Annotated in this window: 17 protein-coding genes; 4 read left to right on the top strand and 13 right to left on the bottom strand. The window is 71.9% G+C overall.

Annotated features, from left to right (window positions below; all coding sequences use genetic code 11):
- Positions 1-136: 136 nt before the first annotated feature.
- Positions 137-868 carry a helical backbone metal receptor gene (locus ACIQK6_RS34315; protein WP_402696495.1) on the bottom strand — a complete coding sequence of 244 codons (732 nt, stop codon included), beginning with the start codon at positions 866-868 and terminating at the stop codon, positions 137-139.
- A 5-nt stretch (positions 869-873) separates the two neighbouring features.
- Entirely contained in the window at positions 874-1,488 is a 615-nt protein-coding gene (locus tag ACIQK6_RS34310) for an XRE family transcriptional regulator (protein ID WP_329108099.1), read from the bottom strand.
- A 235-nt stretch (positions 1,489-1,723) separates the two neighbouring features.
- Between ACIQK6_RS34310 and ACIQK6_RS34305 the strand changes: the two genes are divergently transcribed.
- From ACIQK6_RS34305 to ACIQK6_RS34290, 4 genes are all read left to right on the top strand, one after another.
- Positions 1,724-2,629, top strand: coding sequence for a 5'-3' exonuclease H3TH domain-containing protein (locus ACIQK6_RS34305; protein WP_402696503.1), 906 nt, complete (start codon positions 1,724-1,726; stop codon positions 2,627-2,629).
- 48 nt (positions 2,630-2,677) lie between these two features.
- Positions 2,678-3,517: a siderophore-interacting protein gene (locus tag ACIQK6_RS34300; protein WP_329103810.1), complete on the top strand. Its 840-nt coding sequence runs from the start codon at positions 2,678-2,680 to the stop codon at positions 3,515-3,517.
- A 183-nt stretch (positions 3,518-3,700) separates the two neighbouring features.
- A complete protein-coding gene (locus tag ACIQK6_RS34295) occupies positions 3,701-5,251 on the top strand; it encodes a serine hydrolase (RefSeq protein WP_329103808.1) in 1,551 nt (516 codons plus the stop codon).
- A gap of 19 nt (positions 5,252-5,270) precedes the next feature.
- Positions 5,271-6,242, top strand: coding sequence for an RluA family pseudouridine synthase (locus ACIQK6_RS34290; RefSeq protein WP_329103806.1), 972 nt, complete (start codon positions 5,271-5,273; stop codon positions 6,240-6,242).
- On the opposite strand, the gene ACIQK6_RS34285 is transcribed toward ACIQK6_RS34290, so the two are convergent.
- The 11 genes from ACIQK6_RS34285 to ACIQK6_RS34235 all read right to left on the bottom strand — a co-directional run bounded on the left by ACIQK6_RS34285 (position 6,239) and on the right by ACIQK6_RS34235 (position 16,385).
- Positions 6,239-6,919, bottom strand: coding sequence for a TetR/AcrR family transcriptional regulator (locus ACIQK6_RS34285; RefSeq protein ID WP_329103804.1), 681 nt, complete (start codon positions 6,917-6,919; stop codon positions 6,239-6,241). The genes ACIQK6_RS34290 and ACIQK6_RS34285 overlap by 4 nt on opposite strands.
- A 91-nt stretch (positions 6,920-7,010) precedes the next feature.
- Positions 7,011-9,851 (bottom strand): DEAD/DEAH box helicase, encoded by a 2,841-nt coding sequence (locus ACIQK6_RS34280; RefSeq protein ID WP_329103802.1) that lies wholly within the window; start codon positions 9,849-9,851, stop codon positions 7,011-7,013.
- Between the two features lie 46 nt (positions 9,852-9,897).
- Positions 9,898-10,797 (bottom strand): diacylglycerol kinase, encoded by a 900-nt coding sequence (locus tag ACIQK6_RS34275; protein WP_329103800.1) that lies wholly within the window; start codon positions 10,795-10,797, stop codon positions 9,898-9,900.
- 80 nt (positions 10,798-10,877) lie between these two features.
- Positions 10,878-11,843, bottom strand: coding sequence for a twin-arginine translocase subunit TatC (tatC, locus tag ACIQK6_RS34270; RefSeq protein ID WP_329103798.1), 966 nt, complete (start codon positions 11,841-11,843; stop codon positions 10,878-10,880).
- 47 nt (positions 11,844-11,890) lie between these two features.
- Positions 11,891-12,181, bottom strand: coding sequence for a Sec-independent protein translocase subunit TatA (gene tatA, locus ACIQK6_RS34265; RefSeq protein WP_266598430.1), 291 nt, complete (start codon positions 12,179-12,181; stop codon positions 11,891-11,893).
- A gap of 170 nt (positions 12,182-12,351) precedes the next feature.
- Positions 12,352-12,552: a hypothetical protein gene (locus ACIQK6_RS34260; protein ID WP_329103796.1), complete on the bottom strand. Its 201-nt coding sequence runs from the start codon at positions 12,550-12,552 to the stop codon at positions 12,352-12,354.
- Positions 12,553-12,578: 26 nt separating this feature from the next.
- Positions 12,579-12,806, bottom strand: coding sequence for a hypothetical protein (locus ACIQK6_RS34255; RefSeq protein WP_030011077.1), 228 nt, complete (start codon positions 12,804-12,806; stop codon positions 12,579-12,581).
- Positions 12,807-12,820: 14 nt separating this feature from the next.
- Positions 12,821-13,789, bottom strand: a complete 969-nt coding sequence (locus tag ACIQK6_RS34250; RefSeq protein ID WP_329103794.1) for a WYL domain-containing protein — start codon at positions 13,787-13,789, stop codon at positions 12,821-12,823.
- A 103-nt stretch (positions 13,790-13,892) separates the two neighbouring features.
- On the bottom strand, positions 13,893-14,849 hold the full coding sequence (locus tag ACIQK6_RS34245; protein ID WP_329103792.1) for a WYL domain-containing protein: 957 nt from the start codon (positions 14,847-14,849) through the stop codon (positions 13,893-13,895).
- Positions 14,850-15,022: 173 nt separating this feature from the next.
- Positions 15,023-15,415 carry an FKBP-type peptidyl-prolyl cis-trans isomerase gene (locus ACIQK6_RS34240; protein ID WP_329103790.1) on the bottom strand — a complete coding sequence of 131 codons (393 nt, stop codon included), beginning with the start codon at positions 15,413-15,415 and terminating at the stop codon, positions 15,023-15,025.
- Positions 15,416-15,443: 28 nt separating this feature from the next.
- Positions 15,444-16,385: an FKBP-type peptidyl-prolyl cis-trans isomerase gene (locus tag ACIQK6_RS34235; protein WP_329103788.1), complete on the bottom strand. Its 942-nt coding sequence runs from the start codon at positions 16,383-16,385 to the stop codon at positions 15,444-15,446.
- Positions 16,386-16,502 lie beyond the last annotated feature (117 nt).

Raw genomic sequence — 16,502 nt, 5'->3', positions numbered from 1 at the left:
CCGACCAGCCACAGCCAAGCACCGCGCAGCAACCCCGCACCGCCCCACACCACCCAGCCCCGCCGGCGCTTGAGGCGCAGGAGACGGGGCCAAGCCCCAACACCCCCGACCAGCCACAGCCGGAGCGGACCGCCGATCAGCGCGCGGCGCGCAGCTGCTCGGACAGCACCGCCGGCGCGGCGGCCAGCGATGGCCCGTACCAGGTCAGGTGCCGGCCGTCGACCAGAGCCGCCGGCAGGCCCGGGAAGGCCTCCGGGCCGTCCTCGCGCGTGAAGCGGTACGGCTCGTCCGGCAGGACCACCAGGTCGCAGGCGGCCGCAGCGAGTTCCTCCACCGGCACCCGGGGATACCGCTCGGGGTGTCCGGCGTAGACGTTGCGGACCCCGAGCCGCGCCAGCAGGTCCCCGGCGAAGGTGTCCCGGCCCAGCACCATCCACGGCCGCCGCCAGATCGGCACGAACGCGGTGACCTTCGCGAGCGGCGGCGCCGGCGGCTCCACCCGGGCCCACGCCCGCTCCGCGTCCGTCAGCCAGCCCGGCCTCGCCAGTCCCAGCGCCCCCACCAACACCCGGTCCAGCTCCCGCAGCGCCTGCGGCAGCGTCCGGACCTCGGTGACCAGCACCTCCACCCCGGCCGCGCGCAGCGCCGCCAGGTCGGGGGCCCGGTTCTCCTCCTCGTTGGCGATCACCAGGTCCGGCCGGAGCTCCACGATCCGCCGCACGTCCGGGTTCTTCGTCCCCCCGATCCGCACCGCGTCGCCGAGGTCCCCGGGGTGCGTGCACCAATCGGTCACCCCGACCAGCAGCCCCGGCGCGCTCACGGCCACCGCCTCGGTCAGCGAGGGCACCAGCGAGACGATCCGCCGCACGTCGTTCAGTGTCCCGGAGACGGGGGCTCGGAGGTCGCGTGGATGTGCTCGCCCACCGCGACGACCAGGATCCGGGTCTCCTCGGTGACCGCCCGCCAGCGGTGGCGCACGCCGCCGGACAGGAACAGCGCGTCCCCGCTCTCCAGCCGGTACGCCCGCCCCTCCGCTTCAACCTGGCAGGCACCCTCGACCACGTACATCAGTTCGTCGTTGCGGTGCTGGTACTCGCGTCCGGCGTCCTGGTCCCCGGTGAACTCCATCGCGTGCAGCTGGTGGTGGCCGCGCACCAGGGGACGTACGCCCGGGACCGGGGTGAGCCCGGGGGCGTCACCCGCCCGTACGAGGTCCACCGTGCGCGCGGTGTCGGAGGCGGCCAGCAGTTCCACGGCCGTGGTCTCCAGCGCGTCCGCGACCCGCTCCAGGGAGCGCATGCTGGGCCGGGCCCGCTCGTTCTCTATCTGACTCAGGAAGGGCACCGACAGGCCGCTGCGCGCCGAGACCGCGGCCAGCGTGAGGTGGAGCGCGCGGCGCCGCTTGCGCACGGCCACGCCCACTCGGAGCGGCTCCTTGCCGTCCTTGTCCTTGCTCTTGTCGTCCCTGTCGTTCAGCTTGCTGTCCATGCCATCAATGCCGTCGGTGCCGTCCCTGTCGTTCATGTCGGGGCTGCCCTCCCCATGTCTGTCGCACATCGGTGTGCTGTAAGCACCTTACGCAGCAACCGCCTCCGGTTTCGCGTGCACGGCTCTTCCCGTACCCGTGCGCTCACTGTCCGTCGTGGCACGTGGCGTCCGGACGGCCGGGCCCTCCGCCGGGGGGCGTTGCGGCATCATCGACTCCGTGACGACACGACGCCTGATGCTCCTGGACACCGCCTCCCTCTACTACCGCGCCTACTTCGGTGTGCCGGACTCGGTGAAGGCCCCCGACGGCACCCCGGTCAACGCCGTGCGCGGGCTGCTCGACTTCATCGGCCGGCTCGTCCAGGACCACCGGCCGGACGATCTGGTGGCGTGCATGGACGCCGACTGGCGGCCGCACTGGCGGGTGGAGCTGATCCCCTCCTACAAGGCGCACCGGGTGGCCGAGGAGACCGAGACCGGCCCCGACGTGGAGGAGACCCCGGACACCCTCGCCCCGCAGGTGCCGATCATCGAAGCGGCGCTGGACGCCTTCGGCATCGCCCGGGTCGGGGTCGCCGGGTACGAGGCGGACGACGTGATCGGTACGCTCACCGCCCGCGCGAGCGGCCCGGTGGACATCGTCACCGGCGACCGGGACCTGTACCAGCTGGTGGACGACGCCCGGCAGCGGCGGGTGCTGTACCCGCTCAAGGGCGTGGGCACCCTGCAGGTGACCGACGAGGCGTGGCTCCGCGAGAAGTACGGGGTGGACGGCCCCGGTTACGCGGATCTGGCGCTGCTGCGCGGGGACCCGAGCGACGGCCTGCCGGGCGTCCTCGGCATCGGCGAGAAGACGGCCGCCAAACTCCTGGACGCCTACGGCACCCTGGCCGGGATCATCGCCGCGGTCGACGACCCGAAGTCGAAGCTGACCCCGACCCAGCGCAAGCGGCTGGACGAGTCCCGGCCCTATCTGGCGGTGGCCCCCAAGGTGGTCCAGGTGGCCTCGGACGTGCCGCTCCCGGCGTTCGACCCGGCCCTTCCGACGGCCCCGGCACAACCCGAACTGGTGGCTGCGCTAGCCCATCGGTGGGGTCTGGGGGGTGCAGTCGCTCGCTTGAGCAGCGTGCTGCGCCCCTGAGGTGATAACTTAGGTAAGGCTAAGTTTCGTGGAGTCAGGGGAGTCACCGTGGCAGAAGGACGCGCCCGCACCGTCGGCACCGCCGTCGTCGTACGCACCGAGCGGTTGTCGCCGCACATGGTGCGGCTCGTGCTGGGCGGTGAGGGCCTCCGGGAGTTCGGCGTGGGCGAGTACACCGACCATTACGTCAAGCTGCTGTTCGCGCCGACGGGCGTGACCTACCCCGCTCCGTGGGACCTTGAACGCATCCGCGCCGACTTTCCCCGGGCACAGTGGCCGCGCCAGCGCGCGTACACCGTACGGAACTGGGACCCCGCGCACCTGGAGCTGACCCTCGACTTCGTGGTCCACGGCGACGAGGGCCTGGCCGGCCCCTGGGCGGCGCGGGTCCAGCCGGGCGAGGTCGTACGCTTCCTCGGCCCGGGCGGCGCCTACGCCCCGGACCCGGTGGCCGGTTGGCACCTCCTGGTGGGCGACGAGAGCGCCCTGCCGGCGATCGCCGCCGCGATGGAGCGGATGCCGGCGGGCGCGCGGGTCCACGCCATCGTCGAGATCGACGGCCCGGCCGACGAGCTGAAGCTCGCCACCCCGGACGGCGTCGTCCCGGTCTGGCTGCACCGCGGCGACCGCCCGGTGGGCGAGGCCCTCGTGGAGGCCGTCATGGCCATGGAGTTCCCGAGCACGGACGTCCACGCCTTCGTCCACGGCGAGGCCGGCTTCGTCAAGGAGCTGCGCCGCCACCTGCGCATGGAGCGCGGCGTCCCGCGCGAGCGCCTGTCGATCTCGGGCTACTGGCGCCTGGGCGAGACGGACGAGGGCTGGCGCGCGATCAAGCGCGACTGGAACGCCTCGGTCGAGGCCGAACAGGAACACCGCGCCGCTGCCTAAAGGTTTCCCCACGCCGGCGGGCACATCCCCGCCGGCGTTCGAGGCGCTGAGCCCCGGTCTTTTCAGCCCCGCCGGCGTTTGAGGCACGGGGGTCCGGGGGCAGCGCTCCCGGCAACGGCGCCGCACGCGCCCACCGCCGGACGGCAACGGGCGCTCCGCCTCCCCCGGCAGGACAATGACCCCATGCGTACGCTCCCCGCCCTCGGGGCAGCCGGGGCCGCGGCCCTCCTGACCGCGGCGGCCGGCGTGACGGGCACGGCCATCGCCGCGCCCACCCCGCCCCCCGCCCCGAAGCCCCAGATCACGGACGCCGCCGTCGACAAGGCCGTCGCCCGCCTCGACCGCACCGTCGAGGACATGATGCGCCGCACCGGGGTCCCCGGCGTGTCCGTGGCCGTGGTCCACGACGACGAGGTGGTCCACATCAAGGGCTACGGGCTGCGCAGGACCGGCGAGAGCGCGAAGGTCGGCCCCGACACCGTCTTCCAGATCGCCTCGCTGTCCAAGCCCGTCTCCTCCACGGTCGTGGCCGGCACCCTCACCGACCCCCGGGGGTGGGACGACCGCACCGCCTTGCCCGGGTTCTCCCTGAAGGACCCCTGGGTGACCGACCACGTCACCACCGCCGACCTGTTCTCCCACCGCAGCGGCCTCCCCGACCACGCCGGCGACCTCCTCGAAGACCTCGGATACGACCGGGCGTACATCCTGGACCACCTGCGCCTGGAGCCCCTCGGCCCGTTCCGGGCGAGCTACGCGTACACCAACTTCGGGTTCACCGCGGCCGCCGAGGCCGTTGCCCGCGCCAAGGGCACCAGTTGGCAGAAGCTCAGCGCCGACACCCTCTTCAAGCCCGCCGGCATGACCCGTACCAGCACCGAGTTCTCCGCCTTCATCAACTCTCCCGACCGCGCCTCCACCCACGTCAAGAACGCTGACGGCACCTGGAGCCCGCGCCATGTCCGCGACCCGGACGCCCAGGCCCCGGCCGGCGGCGTCAGCTCCACCGCCACCGACATGGCCCGCTGGCTGCGGTTGCAGTTGGCCGGCGGCACCCTCGACGGGAAGCGGATCATTCCCGCCGACGCCCTCGCCCGGACCCACGTGCCCGAGATCGTGTCGCAGCCGACCAACGCCGTCGGCACCACCAGCTTCTACGGCCTCGGCTGGAACGTCAGCTACGACGGCGCCGGCCGCACGCGCCTGAGCCACTCCGGCGCCTTCGACCTCGGCGCCAACACCAACGTCACCATGCTCCCGCTGGAGCGGCTCGGCATCGTCGTCCTGACCAACGGCGCCCCGGTCGGCCTGCCCGACGCCGTGGCCCTGGACTTCTTCGACTACGCCGAGCACGGCAAGGTCTCCACCGACTGGCTCGCCCTCGCCGCCTCCGCCTACGCGACGGCCCTCGAACCCCCGAACGGATCGAAGACCGACTACGCCCACCCGCCCGCCGGAGCGCAGCCGGCCCGGGACAGCGCCGCGTACACCGGAACCTACGACAACCCCTACTACGGCAGGGCCACCGTGTCCGCCGACGCCGACGGCGCGCTCACCCTCGCCCTCGGCCCCGAGCCCCTGCGCTTCCCGCTGACCCACTACGACGGGGACACCTTCAGCTTCGTGACCGCGGGCGAGAACGCGGTCGGCCGCACCGGGGTGGTCTTCGCCGACGGCACCCTGCGCATCGAATACCTCGACGCCGACCACCTGGGCACCTTCACCCGGCAGTAGCCGCATAGCCTGTTCCCCGATGAGACGCAGAGCCCAGCCACCCCCCTCGCCCCTCCCCCAGCGCGCCGGCATCGACCCGGTCCGGCTGCGGCTCCCGCCCGACCCGGACGGGACCTGGCCGGATCTCGGCGACTACCTGGCGGCGCGCTACGCCGGCACCCGCGGCGCCGACTCGGTCGCGCGCCTGCTGGCCGCGGGCCGCGTGCTCGGTCCCGACGGACGGGTCCTGCGCGCGGAGGACCCGTACGAGCCGGGCGCCTACCTGTGGTTCCACCGGGACGTGGAGCCGGAGCCGCGGGTGCCCTTCCCGATCTCCGTCGTCCACCGGGACGCGCACCTGCTGGTCGTGGACAAACCGCACTTCCTGGCCACCACCCCGCGCGGCTCCCACATCACCGAGACCGCCCTGGCCCGGCTCCGCGAGGAGCTGGAGCTGCCCGGCCTCAGCCCCGCGCACCGGCTGGACCGGCTGACGGCGGGACTGGTGATGTTCAGCGTCCGGCCCGAGGACCGCGGCGCCTACCAGCTCCTCTTCCAGCGGCGCGAGGTGCACAAGGAGTACGAGGCCCTCGCACCGTACGACCCGGAACGCGCCGGCACCCTCCCGCGCACGGTCCGCAGCCGGATCGAGAAGACCCGCGGGGTCATCGCGGCGGTCGAGGTGCCCGGGGGCGAGCCCAATGCCGAGAGCCTGGTCGAATGCGTCGAGGCCCGGGAGGGGCTGGCCCGCTACCGGCTGACCCCGCGCACGGGCCGCACCCACCAGCTGCGGGTCCACATGAACGGCCTGGGCCTGCCCATCCTCGGCGACCCGGTGTATCCGCAGGTCACGGATCCGGCCCCGGACGACTACCGCAGGCCGCTGCAACTCCTGGCCCGGGTACTGGCGTTCACCGACCCGGTGACCGCGCGCGTGCACCGCTTCGAGAGCGGCCGCACCCTCCAGGCCTGGGACGACCGCGCGGGCTGGGAGGCCGGGACCGGCGGCTAGCCGCCGGCCGCCGGCCGCCATTCGCCGGGCGGGGCGACGCCCGCGATCCGCAGCGCCGCGTCCGCGGTGGCCTCCGCGAAGACCGTCACCGGCCGCTGCGGATCCGTGCGGTGGATCAGCATGACGCCCTCGATGAGCCCGAAGACCAGGTCGCCCCGTAGCGTCAGTCCCGCCTCGTTCCCGGCCAGTTCGGCGCCGACGCGGGTCCCGGCGAGCAACACCCGGTAGGCGTCCTTGAGTTCCCCGCGCATCCGACGGAACCGCGCGAGGCGCGACGCGCCCAGCTCGGGCAGCAGGTACAGCGCCCCCAGGTCATACGGCCCGCCGCACAGCAGCAGCACGTCGGAGCGGCACAGCTCCCACAACCGCCGCGCGGCGGACCTCCCTTCGTCCGCGAGCAGCTGCCGGGCCAGCACCAGCGAGGGCGCGACCGTGGACTCCAGAAGTTCGGCGAGGAGTTCCTGCTTGCCCCCGAAGTAGTGGTACATCGTGGCCTGGCGCATCCCGGCCCGTTCGGCGACGGCCCGCGTGGTGGTCGCCGCATATCCCTGGACGGTGAACAACTCGGCCGCCGCGCAGAGGAGTTCCTCGCGCGGCGGCCGGCCGCTCTCCGGTCTCAGCCGGTCGGCACGTGGCCGACCGACCCGTCTCGGACCCTCGTCCGCTCCCCCGCTCATGGAATCGATCGTCGCACAGAGCAATCCGATTCGATCATGGCAAGAGAACAGATCAGGCCATCCCCACGCTCGGAGGAAGCCCCAAAACCGCCTATCCGACCGAGCTGTAGGCCACTACACCCCGAAGCAACGCGTCGACGGCCTTGCGGGCATTTCGCGCCACCGTGCTCCCGCTGTCACCGGAGGCCGCCGGAGCCGCCGCCGCGACCTGCCCGAGCACGTCGATGACCTGCTTGCACCAACGCACGAAGTCACCGGCCGGCATCTCCGCCTCGCGCAGTACCTCGTCCAGGCTCTTGTCGGAGGCCCACTGGTACGCCGCCCAAGCGAAGCCGAGGTCGGGCTCGCGCTGACCCACGCCCTCCGCCTGGTTGATGCGGTGCTCCTCCTCCAGCGCGTCGAGGCGGCCCCAGATCCGGACCATCTCGCCGAGCGCCTCCTTCGCCGCGCCGCCGGGCACCTTCGGGGCGACCGCGTCGTCGGACTGCCGCGCCTCGAAGACCAATGCCGAAACGCAGGCGGCCAGTTCGGCCGGGCTCAGTCCCTCCCACACCCTGGCACGCAGGCATTCGGAGGCCAGCAGGTCCAGCTCCCCGTACAGCCGGGCGAGCCGCTTGCCGTGCACGGTGACCTCGTCCTCGCGCAGGTAGTCCAGCTCGGTCAGCAGCGCGTGGATCCGGTCGAAGGTGCGGGCGATGGTGTTCGTCCGGCCCTCGATCCGCCGCTCCAGCTGCTGGGTGTCCCGCTTGAGCCGGTGGTAGCGCTCCGCCCAGCGCGCGTGGTCCTCGCGCTCGTCGCACCCGTGGCACGGGTGCGCCCGCAGCTCGGACCGCAGCCGGGCGATCTCACGGTCGTCGGCGGCCGCGGCCCGGCCGCGGGAGCGCCGCTCCGGCGTGATGTGCCCGGCCTTGGAACGCAGCTGGGACGCCAGGTCCCGACGGGACTGCGGCGAGCGCGCGTTGAAGGTCTTGGGGATCCGCATCCGGTCCAACGCCTCGACCGGGACCGGGAAGTCGATCGCGGCGAGCCGCTTGACCTGCCGCTCGGCGGTCAGCACCAGCGGACGCGGGCCCTCCGCGTACTCGTAGCCGCGGCTGCCGTGGACCCGCCCGGCCGGCACGCCCGGGTCCAGGACCAGCGCGAGCCCGGCGAACTTGCCCGTCGGCACGTGGATGATGTCGCCCGGCTTGAGCTTCTCCAGCGAACTGGCCGCCTGCACCCGGCGCTGCGCCGCGCCCTGCTTGGCCAGGTCCGTCTCGCGGTCCTTGAGGTCTCGGCGCAGCTGCGCGTACTCCTCGAAGTTCCCCAAGTGGCAGGTCATGCCCTCCTGGTAACCCTCCAGGCCCTCCTCGTTGCGCTGGACCTGCCGGGAGATCCCGACGACCGAGCGGTCGGCCTGGAACTGCGCGAAGGAGGTCTCCAGGAGCTCGCGCGAGCGGTGCCGCCCGAACTGGCTGACCAGGTTCACGGCCATGTTGTAGGACGGCTTGAAGCTGGAACGCAGCGGATACGTACGGGTACCCGCGAGCCCGGCGAGCCCCGCCGGGTCCATGCCGCGCTGCCAGAGCACCACCGCGTGGCCCTCGACGTCGATGCCGCGCCGCCCGGCCCGGCCGGTCAGCTGGGTGTACTCGCCGGGGGTGATGTCGGCGTGCTGCTCGCCGTTCCACTTGACCAGCTTCTCCAGGATCACCGTGCGCGCGGGCATGTTGATGCCGAGCGCCAGGGTCTCCGTGGCGAAGACGGCCTTCACCAGGCCGCGTACGAAGAGCTCCTCCACGACCTCCTTGAAGGTGGGCAGCATGCCCGCGTGATGCGCGGCGATGCCCCGCTCCAGCCCTTCGAGCCACTCGTAGTACCCCAGGACGTGCAGGTCCTCGGTGGGGATGGAGGCGGTCCGCGCCTCGACGAGCTCGCGGACCTTGAGCCGCGCGGCCTCGTCGTTGAGCCGCAGCCCCGCGTACAGGCACTGCTGGACGGCGGCCTCGCAGCCGGCCCGGCTGAAGATGAAGTTGATGGCGGGCAGCAGCCCGTCGTTGTCGAGGCGGGCGATGACCTCGGGGCGGGACGGGGTCCAGATCCGGCCGCGGGAACGTCGTTCGCGCTCGCGGTCGGCCTCGCGGACCATCTTGCCGCGCCGCCGGTCCTTCGGACTGTAGGTGCGGCTGTTCTCCTCGCGCGCCATGCGCAGCAGGTCGGGATTGACCTCGCGGCGCGCGGAGCCGCGGCCGCCGTGGTCGGACTCCTCCTCGAAGAGGTCGTAGATCCGGCGGCCGGCCATGACGTGCTGCCACAGCGGTACGGGCCGCTCCTCGGAGACGATCACCTCGGTGTCCCCGCGGACGGTGTCCAGCCAGTCGCCGAACTCCTCGGCGTTGGACACGGTGGCCGACAGGGAGACCAGGGTCACCGACTCGGGGAGGTGGATGATCACTTCCTCCCAGACGGCCCCGCGGAACCGGTCGGAGAGGTAGTGGACCTCGTCCATCACGACGTAGCCGAGGCCGAGCAGCGACTGGGAGCCCGCGTACAGCATGTTGCGGAGCACCTCGGTGGTCATCACGACCACCGGCGCCTCGGAGTTGACGCTGTTGTCGCCCGTCAGCAGGCCCACCTTGTCGGCGCCGTAGCGCTTGACGAGGTCGGCGTACTTCTGGTTCGACAGCGCCTTGATCGGCGTCGTGTAGAAGCACTTGCGTCCCTGCTGGAGGGCCAGGTGCACGGCGAACTCGCCGACGATGGTCTTTCCCGAGCCGGTCGGGGCGGCGACGAGGACGCCTTTGCCGGCCTCCAGTGCCTTGCAGGCCTCCACCTGATACGGGTCCAGGTCGAAGTCGTACATCTCGCGGAAGGGGGCCAGGGCAGAGGCCTCTTCGGCGGCGCGGATCCGGGCAGCGGCGTACCGCTCGGCGGGTGAGAGTTCTTCGGTCATCTTGTTGTCGAGCCTACCCGCCACCTCTGACAACAGTCGCGATCATTTAAGTGAGCAGCCGGACGGCCCGGGGTACGCATTCGGCGGTCACCGGCAGCGCCCCCAGCGGCTCGCCATCCGCGTAGGCGCCGAGGCCCGCCGCCTCCAGGCTGATCTTCCTGGCCCGGTGGACGGTCACCTTCGGATGGTCGAGGTGGCGGCCCTTGTAGACCTGCGGGAACACCTTGAGCAGGGTGGCCCGGCTGCAGTCGCCGACCACCGTGACGTCGAAGAGTCCGTCGTCGGGGACCGCGTCCGCGCAGATGCGCATGCCCCCGCCGTAGGAGGATCCGTTGCCGACGGCCACCAGCGTGGCCTCGGTCTCGATCACCGGCCCGTCGTCCAGGGTGATCCGGTACGGGAACGGCCGGAAGGCGGCCAGCTCCGCGATCATCGCCAGGTCGTACTTGAACCGCCCGACCGGCAGCCGCATCCGGTTGCCCCGGTCGTTGACCCGCGAGTCGAAACCGGAGCACAGCACGGTCCCGAACCACTTCTCGTAGTCGACGCCGCCCACCCGGCCCAGGTCGATCTCCCTGATCCGGCTCTCCTTGACGGCTTCGGCGGCCATCCGCCCGGCCCGCGCCGGCTCCCGTACGGGCAGCCCCATCGCGCGCGCGAAGTCGTTCCCGGTGCCCACCGCGACCACCCCGAGCGGCACCGGCGTCCCCGCCAGGGCCTGGAGCGCGAGGGAGACCATCCCGTCGCCGCCCACCGCGATCACCGCACCGGTGCCCTCACGGACGGCGGCCGTCAGCCGGGCCAGCGCGTCCGGCGCGTCGGTGCCCACGACGGTCCGTACGGAGAAACCTGCCTCCCGGACGGCCGAAGCGGCCGGCTGCGCGGCGTGCGCGCCCCGGCCGCGTCCGGCTGTGGGATTGACGAAGAGGGTGACTTCGTGGCTCATCCACGGGAATGTACCGGAGCCCGTTCCCGGGCCCCGGTCGCCCCCGGGTACGCCTCCCGGCGGTGGCCGGGGCGTGCCCGTCAGGTGGCGTCGTCGTACCCGTTGATCCGCTGGCGTCCGCCGTCGGCCTGTTCGGGCAGTGCCGCGGGGGCCGGGAGGGACTCCAGCTCACCGATCGGCGCCGGGGTGAGGTCCAGCTGGGAGGCCTCGTCGTCGCTCAGATCCGCGTCGGGGTCGTTGCGCCTGCGCCTGCGGTCGTTGAGGAGGCAGATGCCGAGGGCGGCGAAGTAGAGGGCGATGATGGGCACGGCCAGCGCGAGCATCGTCGGCGGGTCACCGGTGGGCGTCGCGAAGGCGGCGAAGATCGTGATGCCGAGGACCATGCCCCGCCACCAGCTCGCCAGCCGCTTGCCGGTGAGCACACCGGTGAAGTTCAGCAGGATCAGCAGCAGTGGCAGCTCGAAGGCCAGGCCGAACACGATCACCATGCGGGTGACCAGGTCGAGGTAGTCGTCGACCGGCAGCAGGTTGCGCGCGTGGTCGGGGGTGAACTCGAGCATGATCGTCGCGGTCTGCGGGAGGATCTTGTACGCGATCACCGCGCCGGTCAGGAAGAGGGGCGCGCCGACCGCGACGAAGCTCCGCGCGTACTTCTTCTCGTGGCTGTGCAGTCCGGGCGCGGCGAACGCCCACAGCTGGTAGAGCCAGACCGGGGCGGACAGCACCACACCGGCCATCAGCGCGACCTTCAGGGCGATCGAGAACGCCGAGATCAGGCCGTTCACGGTCATGTCGGCGCAGGGGCGGCCGTTGCGCTGGGTCACCACACCGTCCGTGCAGCCGACGGAGTCCAACATCGGCTTCAACAGGAAGTTGATGATCTCCCGGTAGAAGAACGCGGCGATGATCGTGATCACCACGATCGCCAAGACCGACTTCAGCAGGCGGTTACGAAGCTCACGCAGGTGCTCGACGAGAGGCATGCGCCCTTCGGCGTCCTTGGCCTGCCGTTCCTTCTTCTCCTGCTTGCGGGCAGAGTTGAGCAACCCACGTCCCTTGTCTCGTTGCAGATGACTGGCGTGTACGGCGGGTGTCAGCCCTGGGCGGTGCGGTTCGGCTCGCTCACCGGACGCGAGCTGCTGACGTCACCCGGAGCGGCCTGGATGGTACGCGGGGCGACGGGCTGCTGCGCGGACTGGTCCGCGGGCGCGGCGGCGGCGACGTCGTCACCCTCGCCGTCCTTCTTCATGGCCTTGGCCTCGCTCTTGAGGATGCGGGCCGACTTGCCGAGGGAGCGGGCCATGTCAGGGAGCTTCTTGGCGCCGAACAGCAGGATGATCAGTCCGACGATGACAAGGATTTCCCAACCCCTGAAGTTGCCCATTAGGTATCTTCCTTCTTCTCCGAGGTTCACAGCACGCCGGACGGGGCGCCTAGGACTTGCTCTACCGAGGATCGTAACCCCCGGGGGTTAACGCCCGGCAATCCCCCGGGGTCCCCCCGCTTGCACCTGGGCAGGTTGAACATGCCCCGGTCACACGCGTTCGCCCCGGGTCAGGGACGTGCTCCGTGCCCCGCCCGGGCCAGATCGACGGCCGCCCGCTCGAGATCCGCCGAAGCGTCGGTGACCCGGCGGCTGGCCTGCGCCACCTGGGAAGCCAGCCTGCGCACCTCCACGTACACCCGCACCGCGAGCACGGCGAGCACGGCCACCCCGAGGAAGCCCAGGACAATTGCGAACATCGGCCACATCATGGGCCGAGCCTAGGCCACCCGCCGGGTCAGATGCTGCGCAGGGTGCTCACGCCACCACCGGTGAGCAGTTCCACGATCCGCTCGCCGGCCGGTTTGCGTACGGCGGCACCGCATTCGGGGCAGGTGAAGGAGTAGAAGGTGGTCCGCCTGCTCCCGCCGATGGCCAGCCGCAGGGCGCCCGCGTCCAGCTCGAAGCGGGCCCGGCAGTCGGGACAGGAGGCCTTGAAGGCGACGGGCCCGGACGTTGGCGACATCGACCGCGTCCCCCTCAGACCTGTTCCCCGTAACCCGCCAGCGCCTCCCGGGCGGCGTTGCGCGCGCTGTCCGCCAGCTCGGCCGGAGCGACGATCCGGCCCTCACGACCCAGCCGCAGCGCGAGGCGGCGCAACGAGGCCGGATCCGGGCTGCGCAGGGTGATCCGCAGACCGCCCCCGGCCAGCTCCTCCGCACTGTCGTGCGGGTAGTACTCGGCGACCCAGCGCCCTCCCGGCCCCACCTCGACCACGACCTCCGGGTCCTCGGCCGCCGGCTGGACCAAGCCCTCGGACAGGTCCCGCGGCTCGATGGCGGGCGGCTCGGCCCGCTCGTCCAGCAGCCGGATCTCCGCGACCCGGTCGAGGCGGAAGGTGCGCCGGGCCTCCGAGAGGTGGCACCAGCCCTCCATGTACGTGTGGCCCACCGCGAAGAGCCGGATCGGGTCGACCGTGCGCTCGGTGAGCTCGTCCCGCGCGGGCGAGTAGTAGCGCAGCCACAGCCGCCGGCGCTCCGCGATGGCCCGGTCGACGTCCGCGAAGACCCCGCCCTCGGACTCGAAGGTCACCGACAGCCGGGAGCTGGCCCCGGCCACCTCGCCCGCGGCCGCCTCCAGCTTGGCCGTGGCCCGCAGCAGGGCGTTCCGGTCGCTCTCGCGCAGCCCGGGCAGGGTGGCCACCGCGCGCGCGGCCACCAGCAGCGCGGTCGCCTCGTCGGCGGCCAGCCGCAGCGGCTCGGCGGTGGACTCCCCCGAGGCGTCGGGATTGCGCCACCAGATGCGCTCCCCGTCGGTGTCGATGTCGAGCAGGTCCCCGCCCCGGAAGCTCGTCCCGCACATGGGCAGCACGTCGAGGTCCGAGATCAGCTCGTCCTCCGTGATCCCGAAGGCGCGCGCGACGTCCGCGACGTGCGCACCGGGGCGCTCGCGCAGGTACGTCACCAGGGACAGCATCCGGCGGGTCTGGTCGATGGCGTTGGCAGCCATGCTGGTACGTCTCCCCCTCAGGGCACGTCGTGGATGTCGCTCTTGTCGAACGGTGCGGCCGCGGATCGGCCGCCGGGCCCGCGGGCCCCGGGATCGGCCCCGATCAGGCCCCGGCCACGGCCCGCAGCCGGTCCACCACGTCCGCCCGCAGGTCGGCCGGACCGACCACGACGACGTCGGGCCCGAACTCCACCAGCCAGGCGTCCAACCCGTGCCCGTACGGGATCTCCAACTCGTCCCAGCCGTCCCCGCCCTCGCGCACCGCGGTGGCCTTGGCCCGCAGCGGGTAACCCGCCCCGGCCCGCAGCCGGATCAGCGCGCTGCGGTCCGCGCTCTCCCCGGCCCAGCTCGCCACGGTCTCCCGCACGGTCACCACGTCCGGCACCTCGGCGGTGTACTTCGCGGCCCGGGAGCGGACCTTGCCGGTGATCCGGGAGAGCCGGAACACCCGCTCCGCCCCGCGGTCCCGGTCGTACCCGGCCAGGTACCAGTGGCCGCGCCAGCACTCCAGCGCCCAGGGCTCCACCTGCCGGGCCTCGGGCCGGGCGGCGGTGGACTTGCGGTAGTCGAAGACCACCGGCCGGCGGTCCCGGCAGGCCAGCATCAGCGGCTCGAAGGCCGCCTCGTGGACCGGGATGCGCGGCTCGATCGCGCTGTGCTGTCCCTCGTACGGGTCCTCCACCTCGGGCATCCCGCCCGCGCGCAGCTTCTGCAGGGCCCCGCTGGCGGCCCCCGCCAACCGCGCCTGCTGCCAGACCTTGGCCGCCAGCCCCAGGGCCGCGGCCTCCTCGGCGTCCAGCGAGACGGGAGGCAACCGGTTGCTGTCCCGGCGGGCCAGGTAACCGGTCTCGCCGTCCAGGTTCTCCACCGTCTCGATGACGAGGCCGAGTTCACGCAGGTCGTCCTTGTCCCGCTCGAACATGCGGTTGAAGGACTCGTCGTTGCCGGCCTCCATGTAGGCCTCGATGGAACCGCGCAACTCCCGCTTGCTGAGCGGCCGGCGGGTCCCCAGCAGACACAGCGCCAGATTCATCAGCCGCTCGGCCTTGGCAATCGCCATCGACGCCCTTCCGCCCTTCTCCGCCTACACGTCCGTCGGACCGTCACCGGGCCACGACCGGTTGCGGAAGGACCCATTGACCGATGACCGTACCGCCCCGGCGCGCCCGGGCAAAAAAGCGAGGGGCCCCCGCCGGACGGCGGGGGCCCCTGCACCGATCGCGGATGACCGGATCAGCCGACCTTGACCAGGTCGCAGACGAAGATCAGCGTCTCGCCCGGGGCGATCGCACCGCCCGCGCCACGGTCGCCGTAGGCGAGGTGCGCCGGAATCGTCAGCTTGCGACGACCGCCGACCTTCATGCCCTGGACGCCCTGGTCCCAGCCGGAGATGACCTGACCGATGCCGAGCTGGAACTGCAGCGCGGAACCGCGGTTCCAGGAGGCGTCGAACTCCTCGCCGGTGGAGAAGGCCACGCCCACGTAGTGGACGGCGACCCGGTCGCCCTTCTTGGCCTCGGCGCCGTCGCCCAGCCAGATGTCCTCGATCACGAGGTCCTTGGGGGCCTCGCCCTCGGGGAAGTCGATCTCGGGCTTCTGGAGGTCACTCACGGAACTTCTCCTCATACGTACGAAACGGTCAACCGGAACAGTCTTACATCACCGCGAGGATGTCGAGGCTGAAGACCAGCGTCGAATTCGCCGGGATGGTGCCCTGCTCCTTGTCCCCGAACCCCTGGTCCGGCGGGATGACCAGCAGGATGCGGCTGCCGACCTTCTTGCCGACGATGCCGTCCTTCAGACCCTTGACCGAAAGCTCACCCAGCGGCCAGGTGATCGCCTGATCGCTGGTGTAGGTGCTCTCGAAGGACTTGTCGTCCTTCCACGTCTTGCCGTTGAACTTGACCACGACGCTGTCGGTGTCCTTCACGACCGCGCCGTCACCCTCCAGGACGTAGTCCGAGACCAGCTTGGTGGGCTCCGCGGTGTCCTTCGGGACGGTCACGGAGACTTCCTTGCCGTCCGCGTTCGTGCCGACCTTGGGCAGGTCCTTGTTGTCCTGGGCGACTTCCTTGCCCGTGGCCGAGGCCGGAACGGTCGTGCCCTTGACGATGTCCACGACGAAGACCAGCGTGGCGTTCGGCTTGATCTTCGGGGGCGAACCCTGGGCCCCGTAACCGAGCTCCGGCGGGATCACCAGCTCGACGCGGCTGCCGACCTTCTGGCCCTCCAGGCCCTGGTCCCAGCCCTTGATGACCGCACCCGCACCGATGGTCACATCGAAGGGCGCGGGCCGCCCGAAGCTCTTGTCGAACGACTCCTTGCCGTCCCACACCTGGCCGAGGTAGTGGACCTGCGCGATGTCGTTCTTCTTGAGCGCCGGTCCGGCGCCCTCGCTGATCGTCACCACCTTGAGCTCCTTGGGCGGCGCACCCTTGCCCTGCGACAGGGTGGGCGTCTCCCCGAAGGCGGCACCCTTGGTGATCGCGGGAGCCCCGTTCTTCATCTGGGCGGAGTCAGAGCCGCCGTCGTCGCCACACGCTGCGGTCGTCAGCAGCAGCAGGGGTACGACAAGCAGGCCGGCAAGTCGGCGCACGTGTTCCTCAGATCTCAGACGGCAAAGCGGTCGCTCGCCACTCTAAGCCGTGCACAGGGCCCCGTACGAGAGACGTACGGGGCCCCGGCGAGGAGTGCGATGTCACACTGCGGTCAC

Origin of the sequence: Streptomyces sp. NPDC091682 (assembly GCF_044756625.1) — a bacterium.
Lineage (GTDB): Bacteria > Actinomycetota > Actinomycetes > Streptomycetales > Streptomycetaceae > Streptomyces.
This window is presented reverse-complemented; position numbering and strand designations above follow the sequence as displayed.

Coding starts and splice junctions, on each gene's coding strand:
- ACIQK6_RS34310 (WP_329108099.1), bottom strand. CDS start 1,488: ATGGACAGCAAGCTGAACGACAGGGACGACAAGAGCAAGGACAAGGAC.
- ACIQK6_RS34240 (WP_329103790.1), bottom strand. CDS start 15,415: ATGAGGAGAAGTTCCGTGAGTGACCTCCAGAAGCCCGAGATCGACTTC.
- ACIQK6_RS34245 (WP_329103792.1), bottom strand. CDS start 14,849: ATGGCGATTGCCAAGGCCGAGCGGCTGATGAATCTGGCGCTGTGTCTG.
- ACIQK6_RS34250 (WP_329103794.1), bottom strand. CDS start 13,789: ATGGCTGCCAACGCCATCGACCAGACCCGCCGGATGCTGTCCCTGGTG.
- ACIQK6_RS34275 (WP_329103800.1), bottom strand. CDS start 10,797: ATGAGCCACGAAGTCACCCTCTTCGTCAATCCCACAGCCGGACGCGGC.
- ACIQK6_RS34295 (WP_329103808.1), top strand. CDS start 3,701: ATGCGTACGCTCCCCGCCCTCGGGGCAGCCGGGGCCGCGGCCCTCCTG.
- ACIQK6_RS34280 (WP_329103802.1), bottom strand. CDS start 9,851: ATGACCGAAGAACTCTCACCCGCCGAGCGGTACGCCGCTGCCCGGATC.
- ACIQK6_RS34305 (WP_402696503.1), top strand. CDS start 1,724: ATGCTCCTGGACACCGCCTCCCTCTACTACCGCGCCTACTTCGGTGTG.
- ACIQK6_RS34255 (WP_030011077.1), bottom strand. CDS start 12,806: ATGTCGCCAACGTCCGGGCCCGTCGCCTTCAAGGCCTCCTGTCCCGAC.
- ACIQK6_RS34290 (WP_329103806.1), top strand. CDS start 5,271: ATGAGACGCAGAGCCCAGCCACCCCCCTCGCCCCTCCCCCAGCGCGCC.
- ACIQK6_RS34285 (WP_329103804.1), bottom strand. CDS start 6,919: ATGAGCGGGGGAGCGGACGAGGGTCCGAGACGGGTCGGTCGGCCACGT.
- tatA (WP_266598430.1), bottom strand. CDS start 12,181: ATGGGCAACTTCAGGGGTTGGGAAATCCTTGTCATCGTCGGACTGATC.
- ACIQK6_RS34260 (WP_329103796.1), bottom strand. CDS start 12,552: ATGATGTGGCCGATGTTCGCAATTGTCCTGGGCTTCCTCGGGGTGGCC.